Origin of the sequence: Brakhagea slesvicensis, from assembly GCF_052161625.1 — a bacterium.
Lineage (GTDB): Bacteria > Planctomycetota > Planctomycetia > Pirellulales > Pirellulaceae > JBKCUI01.
On the sequence record NZ_CP197412.1, the window covers coordinates 965255 to 983101 of the forward strand.

The following is a 17847-nucleotide window of genomic DNA, read 5'->3' on the forward strand; positions in this document are numbered from 1 at the left end:
GATCATTTCCCCTTCACCTTCTATTCACGAAAGCAATCCTGTGCCAAAGGTCATCGTTAACGATATCGAAGTCGACGCAGATCCCAAGGACAATTGCATCCTCGCAGCGCGCAAAGCGGGTGTTGAAATCCCCCACTACTGCTGGCACGAGGCATTGTCGGTGGTGGCTTCCTGCCGAATGTGCTTGGTGGAAGTAGGCGAAAAGAAGCCAGATGGCACCATCGCCATGGGGCCGAAATTGGTCCCTGGCTGCCAAACGCCAATCAAAGAGGGGACGGTCATCAAGACCAACACTCCCAAAGTCAAAACATCGCAACAGATGACGTTGGAGCTCTTACTACTCAATCACCCCCTCGATTGCTCCATCTGCGATCAAGCGGGCGAGTGCTACCTCCAGGACTACACGTACAAGTACGGCAAAGCACACTCCCGGTTGGATGAACCCAAACTTCAACGGGACGACAAATATCATATCGGAGAGCAAATTGCTTTGTTCACCGACCGCTGTGTGATGTGCACTCGATGCGTTCGATTCACACGCGAAGTGGCGGGAACGGCCGAATTACAAGTCGTTGCACGTGGCAGCCACGAAGAGATCGATGTCTTCCCCGAGACTCCTTGCAACAACAAGCTCGCCGGCAACGTGGTAGATCTATGCCCTGTAGGAGCCCTGTGCAGCAAAGATTTCTTGTACAAGAAACGCGTTTGGTGGCTCAAGCACGCCGAAAGCGTTTGCACGGGTTGCTCGACTGGGTGCAGCGTCCATGTCGATCAAAACGAGGACAAGGTCTATCGATTGCGACCTCGCGAGAACCCGCTTGCGCAAGGCCACTTCATGTGCGACGAGGGACGTTTCGGCTTCAAGTACATCCATGATGAACGACGACTGATCGCTCCCAAGGTCTCCAAGTCCAACACCGGCGCAGCGAATGGTTCCACTGCTCCGAATGCGGCTTCCCTGTCCCTCGGCGGAGCAGGAACACAATTTGCGGATCCGTGGAAAGATGTTCTTGCCATCACTCGTTCCAAAATCAAAGAAGCGATCAAGACCGATGCGCGAGGTTTTGTGGCCGTCCTGTCCCCGTTCATGACAGTTGAAGAAGCTTACTTGTTAGCGTCTTACTTGAAGCAGTTGGACACCCGCGTGCGATTGGTGATGGGTCCGGTTCCGATGATCGGTTCCGACGACATGTATCCGAAAGGTCCTAAGGGAGAGGCGCCCGAAGCTGGAAAAGTCAAATTCACGATCCGGGCAGAAAAGTGCCCGAACCGATTGGGTGTAGAAGCAATTCTTCGGCACTTTGAAGGCGAAGTCATCTCGGTTGCACAGGTCGCGGCCAAAGCCGACGCGACTGCTTGGTATTTCGTCGGTGGCTATCAGCATGGCTGGGTTACCGAGTCAATCGATCGCGGAGTCGGAACGCCTTCGCTCTTGATCGTCCAAGACCTCTTCCCGTCACCATTGAGCGAACGTGCAGACATTGTCTTGCCTTCGGGAAGCTTTGCAGAGCGCGAGGGTACCTACGTCAACCACAGCGGACTAGCGCAAGCCGCTCAGGCTGCGATTCGCTCGCCCGGAGACGCGAGGGCAGACAGTCGCATCCTGATGGAATTGACGGAGCGAACTGGACTGTTTCATGCGACAGCCCTTCGGAAGGAAATAGGGAATGCGATTCGACCTCTCTCGGCGCTGAGCGTAGGGGATCTCGGAGAGCACGGAGTGAAGATAGGTGTGGCAGCTAAGGAAGCCGTTTTTGCTTAGTGTGCCATCGCCGGTCCCGTCAGGGACAGCCAGTGCTGGACAGCCGGTGATGGACGGGCGAACGAATGAATCATCGATATCGAATCAATCACAAGAACTGAACCCATGGATTTGTACCAGACCTTAACCGACATGTGGCCGTCGCTCTGGCCAACGTTAGCGGCGATCGGCGTGATCCTCGCGTTCGTCCCAGTCCTGGGGCTCTACATGACGTTCATCGAACGGAAGATTGCAGCGTACGTGCAGGATCGGGTGGGTCCAAACCGCGTCGGTCCATTCGGCCTGTTCCAAGCGATTGCGGACGGGATCAAGATCTTTCTGAAAGAGCAGATCATTCCCGACCATGTTTACACCTTCCTCTACTTTGTCGCCCCCACCATCAGTTTGATGACCGCCATGTTCGCACTGGTTGTCATGCCGTTTGGTCCTGTCCCAGTCGAATACAAAGAGGGATTTCGATTCGTCGTCGCTCCTGGCATCGACATTGGGATCATTTTCATGTTCGCCATCAGTTCGTTGTCCGCGTATGGGATCATCCTCGGTGGTTGGGCATCCAATAATAAGTACTCGCTTTACGGTGCCATTCGTTCTTGTGCACAGTTCATCAGCTACGAGATTCCTCTGGGCCTTTCGATCATTGGAGTGATCGCAATCTCCGGTTCGTTGAATTTGGAAAAGATTGTCGCGACACAAGGTGGCTCGATTTGGGACTGGAATGTCTTTTGGCAGCCGCTGGCTTTTATCATTTTCTTCACCAGCGCATTGGCCGAAACAAACCGTCTCCCCTTCGACTTGCCCGAATGCGAGCAAGAGCTCGTCGGCGGATTCCATACCGAATACGGCGGAATCAAATTCGTGCTCTTCTTCTTGGCGGAGTACACACACATTGTGACGGTCAGTTTCCTCACGGCACTCCTGTTCCTAGGTGGATGGCATTTCCCCGGATTGACGGGTCCTGTGGATGCTTCGTTAGGGGGAATGTTGCTTCGAACATTTGTTCTGGTGGCAAAAGTATGCGGCGTGGTTGTTTTTATTATGCTCCTGCGATGGGCTCTCCCTCGATTCCGATTTGACCAACTCATGGGTCTAGCTTGGAAGGGCCTCATTCCTCTCGGTTTGATCAATTTGGTTTTGGTCGCCATTGTGTTAACCCTGGAACTACCCAAGCACTTGCTCGCTGGAACCGCATTGCTGCTGTTCGTGGCCGCAGTGTTCAGCAGTTATCAATTGCAGCGATCCATGAATCAAACCGCGAATGCCAGACGATTGAACAAAGGCGTACAAGGAGTTTCGGCATGACATCCAAGCGAGAAAAGACGGTCAAATGGGGTGAAGAGCCCAAGATTGGGTGGGTCGAAGCCATGTACCTACCCGCGGTCATGTCAGGAGTCGCAACGGCGGTTCGCCATGCTTTTTCCGGCAAGCCCATGACGCGGCAGTATCCCGAGGTCGAACCGGAAATCCCACCCAACTATCGAGGTGTACACCGACTCAACCGAGACGAAGCGGGGCGAGTGAAGTGCGTAGCATGTTACATGTGCCAAACCGCATGCCCGGCGAATTGTATCGAGATTATTGCTGCCCCCGCGCCGAAGGACGATCCCCACTGGAAGGATCGCGACAAGTATCCGGCGACGTTCACGATCGATGAGCTCCGTTGCATCTACTGCGGTATGTGCGAGGAAGCTTGCCCGGTCGATGCGATCGAGCTGACGAGCATCTACGATCTGACCGGCCTATCCCGAGAGGAAATGGTTTTCGATAAGGAAAAGCTCCTGTCGGTCTTTGACAAAACCGTTCAAAGCGGCAAGGATCCGGTTCGCACCAATCGGGGTACGCTGGGGCCAGCATCCGAAGAGGCCCAATCGGCGAAACAAGGCCCACCACCTCCAGGTCGTGGCCGTCATGGCTAGCCTTCGACTGCAGTTGATCGCGGTTGATTGAATTGTTCCAACATTTTCATAAACGAGTCCAACGTGCCTAACGAGCTCAACGTGATAGAGACCTTCGAGCAAAGCCATTTGCTCTTTGCCAACTTCATGGCACAGAGTGATGGTTTGTCCGAGATCGCCTCGGACGCCACCGATGCCATTTCGCAATCGGGATGGAACTGGGGAATGCTTATCCCTGTGTTCCTGGGAGCCATCGGCTATCTGCTCATTCAAGAAGGTTTGGTTCGGTCCAAGAGTTTGGTGGCGGCGGGACTGGCTGCATGGACTGTCTCTGCGGGAATTGCGGCGGCCTGGATGCCCGTCTCGCTCGATAGTTACATCCTCTACGCGTTTTGCGCACTAGCGACTGGAGGTGGCGTCGCGTTCCTCACCGCACGTCAACCGGTCCACGCGGCTCTCGGGTTCACTACCGCGGTTCTCTCCACTGCGGGCGTGTTGTTCATGCAATCCGCCTTGTTCATCGCCGCAGCGACCATGATCGTCTATGCAGGCGCAACGATTATTATCTTTTTGTTCGTGTTGATGTTTGCACAGCAATCCGATCTGCGATCCTACGATCTCAATCTCACCAACCCCTATCTGGCGACGTCGATCGGCGTTGTCATGTTCGTTGCCGTTCTCGTATGTGTACTCGAACCGGGGGCAATTCCAGCCCGGCGTTTCGATACGTCCCGGCCTTACAGCTCTGCAACAACCGGCGCAGCCGAAGGGACCATTCCCATGACGGAGTTGGTAGGATCGCCGAGCCCGGCCACGGACTTCGCGGTTGCGATTCCTGATTCGACTGCGGAACTCGGTCGATCGCTCTACACAGATTACTTGGCTGCGGTGGAACTTGCCGGAGCTGTTCTTTTGGTTGCGACCATCGGTGCCATCGCCTTGGCGACCAGACCCGCCCCGGAGGTGAATGGATGAACGATTCCGTCATGTTGAGTTTGCTGGTCTTCGCGGGCGTATTGTTCGCGCTCGGATTCGTGGGTTTTTTAACCCGTCGATCCCTTATTCTTATGTTCCTCTCGCTGGAAATGATGTTGGCAGGGGTGAGCATCAATCTGATCACCTTCTCCAAGCACCATGGAAATTTCCAAGGCCAGGTCATGTCGATCATGGTTCTTTCGATCGCGGCGTGCGAGGCAGCCATCGCCCTCGCGTTAGTCGTGACGCTATACCGACGCAAAGCGACTTTGGACGTAAAGGAATGGGATGAACTGAGTGAAACCATTGTCCCAGATGAACCGGAGTTGTTTACGAAGATTTCACAGTCAGAAATGCACTTCCCAACCTTGACCCCCTCTGGATTGGATCCAATGCAATCCCCAATTCCCGCCGAGTACAAAGCGGAAATCGGTGCCGTGAATGTTTCTTCGGACAAGAAGTCGGAGACGGTAACCCATGCCTAGTACACTTGCCTGGATCGTTCCACTCTCACCCTTGGTTGGCTGCATCGTCTGCGTTGTCCTCGCGATGCGTGGCGACAAGAAAATCGCGCACATCCCAGCGGTTCTTTCCCTTCTTCTCGCAGCCATCGCCAGCGTCGCCTTGGTCGTACAGCAGGGGCAAGGGGAGTTGGGAACGGCGACCTACAGTGGCTACCGATATCTGGATATCGGAAGTCTCACACTCGACATCGCCCTCAAGGTCGACACACTTTGCTTGACGCTGCTTTGCGTCGTGACGTGCATTTCCACTTTGATTGCGTTCTATTCTCGCGACTACATGCATGGCGATGGCGGATATGCAAGATTCTTTGCAGTGTTCTGCGCCTTCGTCTTCTGCATGACCATGCTCGTTCTCTCCCACAATCTCCTGATGATGTACGCGTTTTGGGAAGGCGTGGGAACCTGTTCTTACCTCCTGATCGGTTTTTGGTATAGACGACCGAGTGCAGCGCGAGCTGCCACGAAAGCATTCTTGGTCAACCGAGTTGCAGATTGTGGTTTCCTTCTTGGAATCTTGCTGTTGGGCTACGCTATTGGGCAATTGCCTGGTGAAGCCTCGAGCGGTACCTTCGCTCGGCTCAACTTCGATAACATTTTCAGCGTCCTTCCCGATCTCGCATCTCGGTATCCCGATTTGCTGGTCTGGATTGGGTTGCTACTGATGATCGGTGCTATCGGCAAATCCGCCCAGTTCCCCTTCCACGTGTGGTTGCCTGATGCGATGGAGGGCCCCACTCCCGTTTCCGCATTGATCCACGCAGCAACGATGGTCACGGCGGGTGTCTATTTGATGGCCCGTCTCTCTCCACTGATGGAATATACCCCTTGGGTCCTTTCGGTCGTCGGTTGGTTAGGGGGCATCACGGCTCTGATCGCGGCCATCATGGCGTTGTTCCAAAGCGATCTAAAACGCGTTCTTGCCTATTCGACAGTCAGTCAGCTTGGCTACCTATTCATGGCTCTCTCGGTCGGAGCGATCAAAGACTTTATGGCATTGGCGGTTTCAGCAGCCATGTTCCACTTGGTGACACACGCCTTTTTCAAAGCGTTGCTCTTCTTGGCAGCCGGAAACGTGATGCACTCGATGGGCGACGTGATCGACATGAACAAGTTCGGTGGATTGAAGCGAATCATGCCGAAGACGCACATCCTCTTTGCAATCGGAGCCGCAGCCCTGGCTGGATTGTTCCCACTCGCTGGATTCTTTAGCAAAGACGGTATCTTGGCGATCCTATACGATGCCAGTTCCGATGGCGAATACGGTTTCCAATTCAAGGTCCTGCTGGCTATCGGTTTTGTCACCGCCTTGATGACTGCCATCTACACGGCCAAGGCCTACTTCCGAACGTTCCATGGCAAAGAAGTGATTCCCGAAGAAGCGGGGCATCATGCCCATGAATCAACAGGAGTTATGTTGGCACCGATGGCAATTCTCGCCGTTGGGGCCGTGATCGCGGGCGTTGCGTTGGGACCTACGCAGTACTTGTCGAAGTACCTGGAAAAGACCCCTGCTCTCGAGGGACATCATGAGCATCACGAAGCGCTTTGGATCATGTTGGCTTCCGCGGTAGTCGGCATCGTTGGAGTGGTGATCGGGGCAATGCTCGCGAAACGCCAACCTGGGGGAACCGAAGTAGCACTTTCCCCGTTGGCGACCGCTGGTCAGAATCGGCTCTACATCGACTGGGCTTATCGCCAATTCATCGTGATGCCACTGGAGTTCTTCTCCGGGGTCCTGGCTTGGCTCGATGAAAACTTGGTCGACGCACTCGTCATGAAAATTGCCGAGGTACCTCGCATCGTCGGTTTAGCAGGTCAAAGGTATCAAAATGGGCGGGTTCCCGCGTATACCTTCATGACAGCGGTCGGTGTGGCAGCGTTGGCGATCTGGATTATCTCTCGTTAGGCGATTCGAACAGATATGAACTATCTCATTCCATTCACCATTCTGTTCCCACTCGCCGCGGGTATCGCCATTTTTCTGGCGGGCTCGAGGGGTAGGGGAATGGCTCCTGTTGGAGTCCTGGCGACCGGCGTCACGCTGTTGCTCAGCATCTTGGTCGTCTACCAAACTTTTGAAGGGCTCGAATCAGAGCGAACGGCCTCGGCTCCGGTGATCCCGGCTATTTCGTTTTCCCCCGATTGGATGAAGATCGATTTGCCGATCTCCATCACGGGAGAGCAAGTCCATTGGAGGCTTGGTTTCGGAGCGGATGGAATCGGCGCGTTGATGGTCTTTCTCACCGGGCTCGTCTTCGCAGCTGCAAGCGTATTTGCGTTGGGGCAGATCAAGCATCGGCTGCATCACTACCTTGCTCTTCTTTTGGTGACCGAATCGATTCTGCTCGGTGTCTTCCTCGCCATGGACTTGGTGACGTTCTACATCTTTTTCGAAGCGGTACTCCTGCCGTTGATGTTGTTGATCAACGGCTGGGGCGATCCCAAACTGGCTTTGAAAGCATCTCGCAAGTTCTTATTGTTCACCTTGGCGGGAAGCGTCCCTATGGTGATCGGCTTCATCGGTCTCGCCTTGCAGGCCAATGGACAAGGGATGCCATCGAACGTTGATTTCCAATCCCTCTCGGCGTTCGCGTTGCAGCAACAGGAAAACGCTCTCGAGGCGGGGCCCGCATTGCTTAATGATTATGTCGGACGACAAAGCTGGGTTGTTTGGCTTTTGCTCCTAGGCTTTGGAATCAAACTCGCGGTGTTGCCTCTCCACACGTGGTTGCCATCGACGTATGCCGTTTCCCATCCGAATACGACTTCGGTAGTCGCTTCGGTGGTTGCAAAGCTAGGTGTGTTCGGGATCATTCGTGTTGTTCTGCCGCTGACACCAATGGGGTTGGCATTTGAAGCGCAGTTGCTGTTCGGAGCGCTGGGAGCGGTCGCGATCGTCTACGGGGCTCTAGTTGCCTTGTCCCAAAGCGACCTCCGCAAAGTGTTCGCTTACAGTTCGATCAGCCACATGGGTTTTATCACCGTTGGTTTGATGAGTCTCAACATGGATGGCATCTCGGGTGCAGCGATCCAGATGTTCAACCATGGCGTGATCACTTGCTCGATGTTCTTGATCCTTGGATTGCTTGAACAGCGTCGTAGCGGTTTGAACTTCCGCATGGAAGATTTGGGAATGGCTGCTTTGTATCCTCGCATCGCCGTCCTACTTATCTTCTTCACGCTTGCCGGAGCAGGCCTGCCAGGGCTAAACGGATTTGTCGGCGAGTTGCTTGCAATGATGGGAATGACCCGTGTGAGCGCCGCGATCACGGCGGTCGCAGTGCTCGGGACGGTCCTAGGAGCTTGGTATGGTCTCCGCATAGTCCAACGGCTTCTTTTTGGCAGCGATGGTGGAGGCCGATCGAAGCATGCGGAGGATGTTACGAACGATTGCAATGCCAGCGAGTTGGCGACCTTGGTCTGCATGGCATTTCTTTGCCTCTACATCGGTGTAAGACCGGCAGGACCGATGAAGATGATCGAATCAGATGTGAAGCGATTGGTAAAGGTGACGGAACCTGCATCCAAAAAAGCTCACCCGCAAATGGACACCCTAGCCCAGAGCCCGTCGAACTAGTTGAAAGAGATCGAGAGAGAACGTGGATACACTAACGACGTTTAAAGCATCGCTCGCTTGGATGGCCCCCGCGATCACGATGATCTTGGGTGGCTCGCTCCTCTTGGGAGCATCCATGGTGCTCAAGGGAGGACCACATCGAGATGTGCATGGCCAGCGAAATGGTATGGCGATCCTTTCCCTCCTCATCCTCGTCGTAGCGGGTTTGTTGGGCGGCATGCGCCAACTCCCGGACAATTTGGGAAGTGGCTTATTTCGGTTCGACGATATCGCCATTTCGTCCGAGCGATTGGCGCTTCTTGGCGGATTCCTCTTGATCATGCTGTCGTGGTCGACAGCACCCAAGCAGTTTTTGGGAGAGTATTACGGTTGTTTGATCATCATGCTCGGCGCCATTCCGGTGGTGGGTGCGGCGAACGATATCGTGACCCTCTTTCTTGGCTTGGAACTGATCAGCATCCCCACCTATATTCTTCTGGGCATTTCCAAAAACGATAACGCGGGCGCGGAAGCGACGTTGAAGTACTTTCTGTTGAGCGCTTTCTCCTCCGCCTTCTTTTTGATGGGCGTTAGTTATCTGTATGGCGTGAGCGGTTCGACCAATCTGCAAGTGATCCATTACATCATGGGTGCAGATAGTGGAAAACTGATTTCCTTCGCAATCATTCTCGTGCTGTGCGGACTTGCATTTCGAATCACTGCCGTACCATTTCACTTCTATGCCCCAGACGTCTTTGAAGGGACGAGTTTGACCATGGCGGGGACCATGAGCTATCTCCCGAAGGTTGCTGGTTTTGTGGCAATGATTCGGATTCTTGTCTCCTCGTGGAGCCCCGAGAATTTGGCGACGATTGTCCCGGTCCTATTGCTCCTATCGGCGGTGACCATGCTCGTCGGTAACTTGATGGCGGCCGCTCAAAGCAACCTGAGGCGTCTGTTGGCATACTCCAGCATCGCGCACACAGGTTACTTGATGCTCGCGATGTCCGCGTTGATTCGAGAGAATGCACAGTCCAACATCATCTTCTCCTATTTGGCTGCTTACGCCGCCATGACGCTCGGTCTGTTCGCCTGCCTCGGCGAAATGGAAGCAGCTGGCGGGAAGACGCATCTGATCGGGGACCTTTCTGGCATGTTCTATCGTCGCCCAGCGGCATCGATAGGAATGACGGTTTGCTTAATCAGTATGATCGGTCTCCCATTCACGGCAGGCTTCTGGGCCAAGTTCCTTGTCTTTATGGGTGCCACGGCGGCTGGCATGGAAGATCCGGTCAGCCTAGGCATGGGGATTTTCATGGCAGTCAACGCGGTGGTCGCTGCAGGATACTACTGGCGAGTCCTGAGCAAACTCTACGAAAGAAGCGATGCTCATGTACCCCTCCGCGTCTTCCGTCCAAGCCTGTTTATCACCTACACTATCTGCGTCGTCCTGACATTGGTCTGGTTCTTCGTTCCGTCGGTCATGTAATTCTCGACCCGACGATTCGATAGTTGAATACACCTCCTCCCGAGCGATTTTGGAATAGAAAATATGAAGTTATTTGAAGGCAAAAAAGGGCTTATCCTCGGTGTTGCAAACGATCGCTCGATCGCTTGGGCTGTCGCCAAGGAAATCCTGGATCAAGGAGGAGTGTGTGGATTCTCGCACCTCCCTGACAAAGCAGATGACGAGAAGAAAAAGAATCGCATGCGCGTTTCGAAATGCGTAGACGCTTACCCAGCCCAAACCGCATTCCTGGAACCGCTGGACGTTCAAGACGACGAGCAAGTCGCTTCATTCATGAAGATGGCCGGCGAGAAGCTTGGCAAGATCGATTTCTTGCTGCACTCGATCGCATTCGCCGATCGCGACGATCTTTCCCGCGACACCGTGGAAACGAGCCGCGCGGGCTTCAAATTGGCAATGGACGTAAGCGTTTACAGCTTGATCTCCGTCACCAATTACGCTCGTCCCCTCTTCAATGCCGAAGCGTCGGTTTTGACCATGACCTATTTCGGTGGAGAGAAATGCGTTCCAGGCTATAACGTCATGGGGATCTGCAAAGCGGCTCTCGATGCGACCGTACGCTATCTGGCAAACGATTTGGGACCTCAAGGCCATCGCGTCAATGCTGTCAGCGCGGGCCCCCTGAAAACTCTCGCAGGCGTCGCCGCAGGTGTTGGCGAGATGCAAGATTACTACGGTTACGTCGCGCCCCTGGCGCGTTGCGTGACCCATGAGGAGGTGGGCCGCTCGGGAGCTTACTTGCTCAGCAACTATTCGTCGGGCATCACAGGTGAGATCCTACACGTCGATGCCGGTTACAACATCATGGGCAGCCCAGGCCGATTGCTTTACGAATTCAAGAAGTAGTCGGTAATGACTTGGTCATCGACTTAGGTCATCGGAACGGATCGACTATCCGTTCCTTTTTAAGGCATCGGTGCTTGATTACCGATGCTTTTCTGAAGCCAATCGCTGAGTGAAATGCGAAGCTTGGTCTTTTGCTTGGCAATTTCGCGGTTCATCTTTTCCACTAGTTTTTGATCATAGTCCTCGAGCTTTTCATCGAGGACCTCGCGAATCCCTTTCCCTACCAACTCGGCTGCATCTCCTCCGATTTTGCTAATGCGGTCGATTTCGAACTCCTTCATTCGCACATTGGCTTGCGTAACCTCCGGTGAAAACTCGACATCCGGGGGAAATCGAAGCGAGTTGACGTGCATGTTGATCTGAACATCCACCAACATCTCTACGCGACAGCGACCGTCGGCTGACAAGCTGTACCACTGGATATCGCGTTGCCACTGGCTGACGCGCCCGAATAGCTTCAGTGGAGCTTCGATCCGGCAGCTGACATCGATTCGTCCAGGAACGGTGAAGTCGATCTTTGCCACGTCGACCAGGAGCTCTTTTTCAGGATCGAGAAACTCGATCGTGTAACGGGTCCAAGTGCCGTGGCGCACCGATTTCCACTTGCGCTTCGTCTCGATCTTGAACCCCTCGCGATGGATGTGAAGCCCGTCCATCACCTCCTTCGTCTGGTTCCACTTTCGATTGTCTTCATAATTCGGCGGAAGGTTTTTCAGAACAAGCCACTTCACCCAAGTACTAATTTCCTGCTTCTCGTCGGCGCTCACTGGGATAGAAACATCATCCAACTCGTCGGGCAACTGAAAGGTGTGAGGGCGAAGCGTTTCGGAAGCAGGTAGCGATGTGTCGAGAATGTCTTCCAAGCTCGGTGGTTCGCGACCGATTTGAGCCGCGGCAGGTGCTCCCCATCCCATCGCTCCAAGACATGCCATACTTGCGAGATGAACAAATCCCCGCCGAATGCCCCATCGCTTGGCTAGAACTAACTTTCGATTCGGATACATCGCATTCGTTCTCTTCGATTGGGTTTACAATAGGAGGGAACAAATCCCCACCGATCCCCGAACTCCTCTTCGGATCATAGAAGTGAAGCGAATGCACGCACAAGAGCAGCCATCCACCCTTCCCCATATGTCCTCGCGATGGCCCCAGTTTTCGATCCATTGGCTAGCTTTTCAACGTCTTTGCATGCTAGGCGTGGTTATCGCTTTGGAATCTTGGATTTCGCCCCCTGAGGCTTGGGGCTGGCAAATCGACGAACAGATTCCTGAACTTTCTGAACGGACCCAGATCGTACAGGATTGGATAGCACAAAGCCGTGTGCAAGGAGATACGCTCCGGGGTTCTATCGTTTTTGCCAGTGCAAAAGTGGCTTGCTCAAGCTGCCATGCGATTGGCGAGGTAGGTGGGAAACTGGGGCCAGAGTTGTTGTCGGTTGCCCAGAAGCGAACGTCAGAGCAGCTCGTGGAAAGTGTTTTGTGGCCGAATTTGACGATCGAGCCCGAGTATGTTCCTTACAAATTCCTCCTGGAAGACGACCGAGTCGTTTCGGGCTATCGTGAAAATAGTGAGGACGATTCCATCGTTACGATCCGCGATCCAGCCAAGAATGAAGTCATTTCGATTTCAAAAGATGAAATCATTCAGTCCGCTCCGTCACGATCCTTGATGCCGCATGGTTTGCTCGACGCATTACCGCGGGATAAGCGAATCGATTTAATCCGGTTCGTGATCGAGCTCCGGGAATTGGACGAACGGGTACGCCAGGCAGCCCAACGCGCTATTCAGTCCGCAACCCACCACGCCCTCTCGACGTTCACCTGGAGTCGCGAACCGCTCCGACGCGATGCGCATCCTTATGCGGATCATCCGGTAAACCGAGACCGCGTGTATGACTTCTATGCCAAGCAAGCGAACGCGTTTCGGAACCAAGACACTGGTTTGGATTTGTTACAAGCCTATCCCGGGCTCGATGGGGGAACGTTCGGTCACTGGGGAAATCAAAACGAAGAGACTTGGCGAGGAAATGAATGGGAGTCGATTCGGAAACATCGGCTTCAAGCGACTGTTTTCATTCATCCCCGGCGCACCGTTGCACGAGCTGTTTGCTACCGCTTAGGGAACGCTGGTTCCTGGTCGGTCTGCTACGATCCCGATTCGATGGGTTTTGTGAGCTGTTGGCAAAATGGTTTTCTCCGTTTTTCATCGGTGCGGCATGGCTTTATGGACGGTGCCCGAATCGAAGGAGACGAACGGGATTTGCCACCCAAGTCTGGGCCATTGCGAGATGTGCTGCAGCTATCGGACGGTGCGAACATCCGCTACCTCGGCTATCGATATCGTGGTGATCAAGTTCTGTTTCTCCTGTTGGTTAATGGTGAGGAATACATCGATGAGATGCAGATCGTTCAAGGGGAATTGCAGAGGAAACTCCGAAAGGAACGACACACGATCCCTTCAGACGTCAAGCCTTCGAGTAGGCGATGGCCCGAATCGGTCGACACCACGATTGAGAATGGAAAGGGTATGGGCTATGTGGTCGATACGATCACCCTTCCGGTGGACAATCCATGGGGGATCCCTTTGTTCATAGGAGACCACGCATTTCTGAGTGATGGCTCGGCGTTGTTATGCACCATGCATGGTGATGTCATGCGAGCCGAGGGAATCGCGGCGACGAATCACACGTTGCACGAAGCGGCCACGGTACGATGGACACGTGTGGCGTCTGGGCTACATCATCCGCTGGGGATGTGGATCGATTCCGACGGGGTCTTTGTCCTTTGCCGCAATCAGATCACACGATTGCATGACGAGAACGGAGACGGCGAGTATGACCGGTACGAATGCTTTAGCAATGCCTTCATCACCTCTCCGAATGGACACGACTACATCTGCGGTTTGGTGCGGGATCGCGAAGGAAATTTCTATACGGTCTCAGGCAATCAAGGTCTTCTACGCATTGCATCCGATGGCCTGCGTGCGGAAGTAATTGCAACCGGTTTTCGCAACCCCGACGGGCTGGGCATTATGCCGGATGGTTCTTTGACGGTGCCTTGCTCGGAAGGAGACTGGACGCCTGCGTCCATGGTCCATCTAGTCCCCCCTCGCGACGACTCGTCCGATTCCAAACAGCCACCGCGTTTTTATGGATACCGCGGCCCAAAACCAGGCGAGGCGATGGAAAAGCCACTTGTCTATCTCCCGAGAGGGGAAGACAACAGCAGCGGAGGTCAGCTTTGGGTGGATAGTCCCAGGATGGGGCCATTGCATCAGCATTTGCTGCACACCTCCTTTGGGACCGGCACCGCATGGATGCTACTGCGTGACCGCGTAGGAGATGTTCACCAATCGGCTGCAATCCGTTTGCCGGGCGAGTATCGGTCGGGCATCCATCGCGCCAAAGTCCATCCGATAGATGGCTCGGTCTACCTTTCGGGAATGAGCGGCTGGGGAACCTATACCCCGGATGCAGGTTGTTTCGAGCGTCTTCGTTACATCGGTGATAACGTGCCGATGCCGATCGGCTTTCATGTTCGGCAAAACGGGATCGAGATACGATTTTCGGAACCGATCGATCGAGAGAAGGCGAGTGATTCGGCGCACCATTTTGTTCAAGGTTGGAATTACCGCTATTCCCCAGGTTATGGTTCACCAGAGCTTTCGATCCACCAACCGCGCAGCGTCGGTCACGATCGGCTCCGAATCGAATCGGTCGTCGTGAGTGAGGATGGACGAGAGATCTTTGTCGAACTCCCCGAACTTCAAAAGTGCAGCCAGCTCTATTGGAGTTTTTCGGCGGGAAGCGAGGACGCTATGGAGATGTTCGCTACTGTCCATGCGTTGGATACGCCAAGAATGGATGTCCCATCCGGTGCACGCATGTCGAGCAAAGAATGGCTGCCCCACCCTTTGGAACGGGACATCGAATGGCTTCAAAGATCAATCCCGAATCCGTGGGGAAAGCAGAGAAGCGATTCGAGGCCTATTTCGATTTCAGCCTCCGACAATCTTCAGTTCGATCAACGATCTCTTCGGGCCAAACCGGGTGAATGGTTGCGACTCACGCTGAAGAACCCGGATGTCGTCCCGCACAATTGGGTGCTTCTAAGTCCGAACAGTTTGGACAAGGTGGGAGCGTTGGCGAATCAAGTTGTCTCGGATCCCGATGCGTACCTTTATCATTACGTACCAAAGTCCGAGCAGGTCCTGTGCTATACCGACATTGTCGAGCCCAAGTCGGAGTTCACCATTACCTTTCAGGCCCCGGCGGAGCCGGGTCGGTACCCTTATCTCTGTACATTCCCAGGGCACTGGATGGTGATGAACGGAGAACTGATCGTCGCACCGTAGTGACTTCGGTGCAGCCAGCGTCTCAGGCATAGTCATGTCTGCCGCGCAGCTCGCTACTGCCGTGCAGCTCGCTATTGCCCAGCAATCCGAGCTCTCCGAAGGTCAAAGCCCACCAAAACGCCGATGCCGTTTGCTGTAGTCTTCCATAGCAGCAAGGAAATCGTTTCGAGAGAACTCTGGCCAAGCCCGTTTGGTAATCCACAGTTCGGAGTAGCTGATTTGCCAGAGCAAGTAGTTGCTGAGGCGTAGCTCCCCGCTGGTGCGAATGAGCAAGTCTGGGTCGGGGAGATTCGCGGTATACAGATGCTTCGAGATCATCGATTCGTCGATTTGATCGGGAGTGCATGAACCCTCCTGGACCTTTTGCGCAATCGTTCGAACGGCATCCGTAATCTCTTGCCTGCTACCGTAGTTAATCGCCAAGCAGAGATGCAATCCGGTCATGCCGGCACTCTTCGCAACTGCGCGGTCCATCTCTTCGAGAACATCTTCGGGCAGCCCATCGCGGCGACCGATGACCGAAAGCCGGATGTTCTTTTCCACGAGCGTTTTCGATTCCTGGATCAAGAACTGCTTGAGCAGTCCCATGAGAAAATCCAGTTCCTCTTTGGGGCGTTTCCAGTTCTCGCTCGAAAAACAATAGAGAGTTAGAACTTGAACGCCCAGTTCGACGCAAACCTCGCAAGCCCTTCGTACCGATTGGGCTCCCTGCCGATGCCCTTCAATGCGTGGCAACCCTCGAGATTGGGCCCATCGACCATTTCCATCCATTATGATGGCAACATGCTTTGGGATGACCAACTCGGTCTTCGTCGAGAGTTTCTTGCGTCGAAAAAATGACATCGAAAGAGGGGTTACGGTAATTGAACATCCAACCAGACGAGATGGTGGTCGGATGCATCCTTTATGTCAACCTCCAATGATTTCATCTCTTCTACCGTCGGCCAAAAGACCCCTCCTCCCGTGATTCGAAGCGAGCGAGAGGGGAGTACAAAATCAACTCGTAGGTTTCCTGGCTCTCGATCGTTGAAGTCCCCTGTGTCGTACTGAGGATTCCCTTTTTGCCCCACATTAGCCCTTTTCTGGATCGACGACGCTTCCGCACCGCCGCGACTGCTTGGGACAAATTCGGATTGAATCAAAGGTGAACCGAGCAACTGCTGGATAGCGGACGCGGTTCCTGACCCATCGGTCGGATCGGCGTTAAGATCCCCTAGGATCACAAACGGATCGCTGGCAGTCGCGCCGCCGCTTCGGCCGAGATCGTCGACCAAATAGTCCGCGTTCGCAGCGATATCATGCAGGAATCGAATTTCATCATGATTGCGGCATCCATTTCGATCCTCAGGCCCGTCAAAAACGGGAGGAGTCGGATGGGCCGCCAAGATCTGAATTCGCTTCGATCCGATGGAAACGGGAACGAGCCAATGAGATTTCGAACTTAACCGCAATTGATTCCAAACGTCATCGGCATAGTGAGGCTTCCAGGCGTCGGTGTTTCGGTCCCCGACACCGGGTCGCAGCGCATCGGGAAGATCCCGCCACAGAAATTTCTGATAGGTCATGACAGCTTCGGTTTGGATGGGATACCGGCTGAAGATCACCATTCCGTATTGCCCGGGAAACGCGCCGTAGCCCCACGCATCGTCCGGCCCATCGGTGGTCCCGTCGGTATTCAAATCCACCCCCGATGGGACACCTGTATTTACGGGTGCAACAAACTGATAGAGATACGGTTGGTGGGGTCGATGGCGTTTCGTAAGGATCGATTCATTATTCAGATACTCTTCACGGAGCAAGGTGGCTGATTTTCCACCGTCGTAATCGACTTCGTTGGCCAGCAACAGATCGGGGCTGACCCATTGCACGATGGCCGCAATCTTCTTTGCCTGGGCGTCCCCCGCTTCAAGGCCTTTGAGTAACTCACCCGGCGCTTTCCGATTCAGCGCCATGTTAAACGTCGCGATACGAACGCTCCCTTCGCGGGGAGGATCGATGGCGAAGAGGGAAGAACTGGGAAGCATGAATGCGAGAGAATAGAAGAGTTCGCGTGCGAATCGGATCATAAAGTTCCTATGCCAAATTCCATTCGACCAAAAAAAGAACCAGGCCCCGACGTTTTGTTGCGCCGGGGCCTGGCTTAGGACTAATACCGCTCGATGCGCCATGGTCAGGAGGATATCCAACCACGACCCTAGGCGATCGAGTGGGGTGGAGGCTGCCTGTCACTAGCAGCCCGCCGGCAGACTAGGACGCCTCACCCCCTTGGCCAGTACAGAATGATGTCACCAGTCACCTCCTTTCTCAAGCAGCCAGACCTGCGAATCCACGAAGCCGAGAACCGGGATTTGCAAGTTCAGAAACATGCAGCCGCGACGCGTTTCGCAGCACTGAGGCCATTTTATTTCATC

The 17847-nt window shown here is 54.2% G+C and carries 13 protein-coding genes; 10 read left to right on the top strand and 3 right to left on the bottom strand.

Annotated features, from left to right (window positions below; translation table 11 throughout):
- Positions 1 to 40: 40 nt before the first annotated feature.
- The 9 genes from SH467x_RS03750 (at position 41) to SH467x_RS03790 (ending at position 11083) form a co-directional block, all read left to right on the top strand.
- Positions 41 to 1762 (top strand): NADH-quinone oxidoreductase subunit G, encoded by a 1722-nt coding sequence (locus SH467x_RS03750; RefSeq protein WP_482369954.1) that lies wholly within the window; start codon positions 41 to 43, stop codon positions 1760 to 1762.
- A gap of 105 nt (positions 1763 to 1867) precedes the next feature.
- Positions 1868 to 3061 (top strand): NADH-quinone oxidoreductase subunit NuoH, encoded by a 1194-nt coding sequence (gene nuoH, locus SH467x_RS03755; RefSeq protein WP_482369955.1) that lies wholly within the window; start codon positions 1868 to 1870, stop codon positions 3059 to 3061.
- The gene (locus tag SH467x_RS03760; protein ID WP_482369956.1) at positions 3058 to 3675 is read left to right on the top strand and encodes a NuoI/complex I 23 kDa subunit family protein; all 618 of its coding nucleotides are present in this window, start codon (positions 3058 to 3060) and stop codon (positions 3673 to 3675) included. The genes nuoH and SH467x_RS03760 overlap by 4 nt, the downstream gene beginning before the upstream one ends.
- An 81-nt stretch (positions 3676 to 3756) precedes the next feature.
- Positions 3757 to 4629: an NADH-quinone oxidoreductase subunit J family protein gene (locus tag SH467x_RS03765; RefSeq protein ID WP_482369957.1), complete on the top strand. Its 873-nt coding sequence runs from the start codon at positions 3757 to 3759 to the stop codon at positions 4627 to 4629.
- Entirely contained in the window at positions 4626 to 5114 is a 489-nt protein-coding gene (gene nuoK / locus SH467x_RS03770) for an NADH-quinone oxidoreductase subunit NuoK (protein WP_482369958.1), read from the top strand. Before SH467x_RS03765 ends, nuoK begins: the two co-directional genes overlap by 4 nt.
- Entirely contained in the window at positions 5107 to 7059 is a 1953-nt protein-coding gene (nuoL, locus tag SH467x_RS03775) for an NADH-quinone oxidoreductase subunit L (protein WP_482369959.1), read from the top strand. The genes nuoK and nuoL overlap by 8 nt, the downstream gene beginning before the upstream one ends.
- 15 nt (positions 7060 to 7074) lie before the next feature.
- Entirely contained in the window at positions 7075 to 8730 is a 1656-nt protein-coding gene (locus tag SH467x_RS03780; protein ID WP_482369960.1) for a complex I subunit 4 family protein, read from the top strand.
- Between the two features lie 22 nt (positions 8731 to 8752).
- Entirely contained in the window at positions 8753 to 10198 is a 1446-nt protein-coding gene (locus SH467x_RS03785; protein ID WP_482369961.1) for an NADH-quinone oxidoreductase subunit N, read from the top strand.
- A gap of 63 nt (positions 10199 to 10261) precedes the next feature.
- Positions 10262 to 11083, top strand: coding sequence for an enoyl-ACP reductase FabI (locus SH467x_RS03790; protein WP_482369962.1), 822 nt, complete (start codon positions 10262 to 10264; stop codon positions 11081 to 11083).
- Between the two features lie 59 nt (positions 11084 to 11142).
- On the opposite strand, the gene SH467x_RS03795 is transcribed toward SH467x_RS03790, so the two are convergent.
- Positions 11143 to 12087, bottom strand: coding sequence for a hypothetical protein (locus SH467x_RS03795; protein ID WP_482369963.1), 945 nt, complete (start codon positions 12085 to 12087; stop codon positions 11143 to 11145).
- 91 nt (positions 12088 to 12178) lie between these two features.
- On the opposite strand from SH467x_RS03795, the gene SH467x_RS03800 reads away from it, so the two are divergent.
- On the top strand, positions 12179 to 15436 hold the full coding sequence (locus SH467x_RS03800; protein ID WP_482369964.1) for a plastocyanin/azurin family copper-binding protein: 3258 nt from the start codon (positions 12179 to 12181) through the stop codon (positions 15434 to 15436).
- A 102-nt stretch (positions 15437 to 15538) separates the two neighbouring features.
- Here the strand turns inward: SH467x_RS03800 and SH467x_RS03805 are convergent, their stop codons facing one another.
- Positions 15539 to 16279: an isoprenyl transferase gene (locus tag SH467x_RS03805; protein WP_482369965.1), complete on the bottom strand. Its 741-nt coding sequence runs from the start codon at positions 16277 to 16279 to the stop codon at positions 15539 to 15541.
- Positions 16280 to 16290: 11 nt separating this feature from the next.
- Positions 16291 to 17502 carry an endonuclease/exonuclease/phosphatase family protein gene (locus SH467x_RS03810; RefSeq protein WP_482369966.1) on the bottom strand — a complete coding sequence of 404 codons (1212 nt, stop codon included), beginning with the start codon at positions 17500 to 17502 and terminating at the stop codon, positions 16291 to 16293.
- Between the last annotated feature and the right edge of the window lie 345 nt (positions 17503 to 17847).

What these genes read in the sequence shown, in the direction of transcription:
- nuoH (WP_482369955.1), top strand. Translation starts at nt 1,868, where the DNA reads ATGGATTTGTACCAGACCTTAACCGACATGTGGCCGTCGCTCTGGCCA.
- SH467x_RS03760 (WP_482369956.1), top strand. Translation starts at nt 3,058, where the DNA reads ATGACATCCAAGCGAGAAAAGACGGTCAAATGGGGTGAAGAGCCCAAG.
- nuoK (WP_482369958.1), top strand. Translation starts at nt 4,626, where the DNA reads ATGAACGATTCCGTCATGTTGAGTTTGCTGGTCTTCGCGGGCGTATTG.
- nuoL (WP_482369959.1), top strand. Translation starts at nt 5,107, where the DNA reads ATGCCTAGTACACTTGCCTGGATCGTTCCACTCTCACCCTTGGTTGGC.
- SH467x_RS03780 (WP_482369960.1), top strand. Translation starts at nt 7,075, where the DNA reads ATGAACTATCTCATTCCATTCACCATTCTGTTCCCACTCGCCGCGGGT.
- SH467x_RS03790 (WP_482369962.1), top strand. Translation starts at nt 10,262, where the DNA reads ATGAAGTTATTTGAAGGCAAAAAAGGGCTTATCCTCGGTGTTGCAAAC.
- SH467x_RS03795 (WP_482369963.1), bottom strand. Translation starts at nt 12,087, where the DNA reads ATGTATCCGAATCGAAAGTTAGTTCTAGCCAAGCGATGGGGCATTCGG.
- SH467x_RS03800 (WP_482369964.1), top strand. Translation starts at nt 12,179, where the DNA reads ATGCACGCACAAGAGCAGCCATCCACCCTTCCCCATATGTCCTCGCGA.
- SH467x_RS03805 (WP_482369965.1), bottom strand. Translation starts at nt 16,279, where the DNA reads ATGTCATTTTTTCGACGCAAGAAACTCTCGACGAAGACCGAGTTGGTC.
- SH467x_RS03810 (WP_482369966.1), bottom strand. Translation starts at nt 17,502, where the DNA reads ATGATCCGATTCGCACGCGAACTCTTCTATTCTCTCGCATTCATGCTT.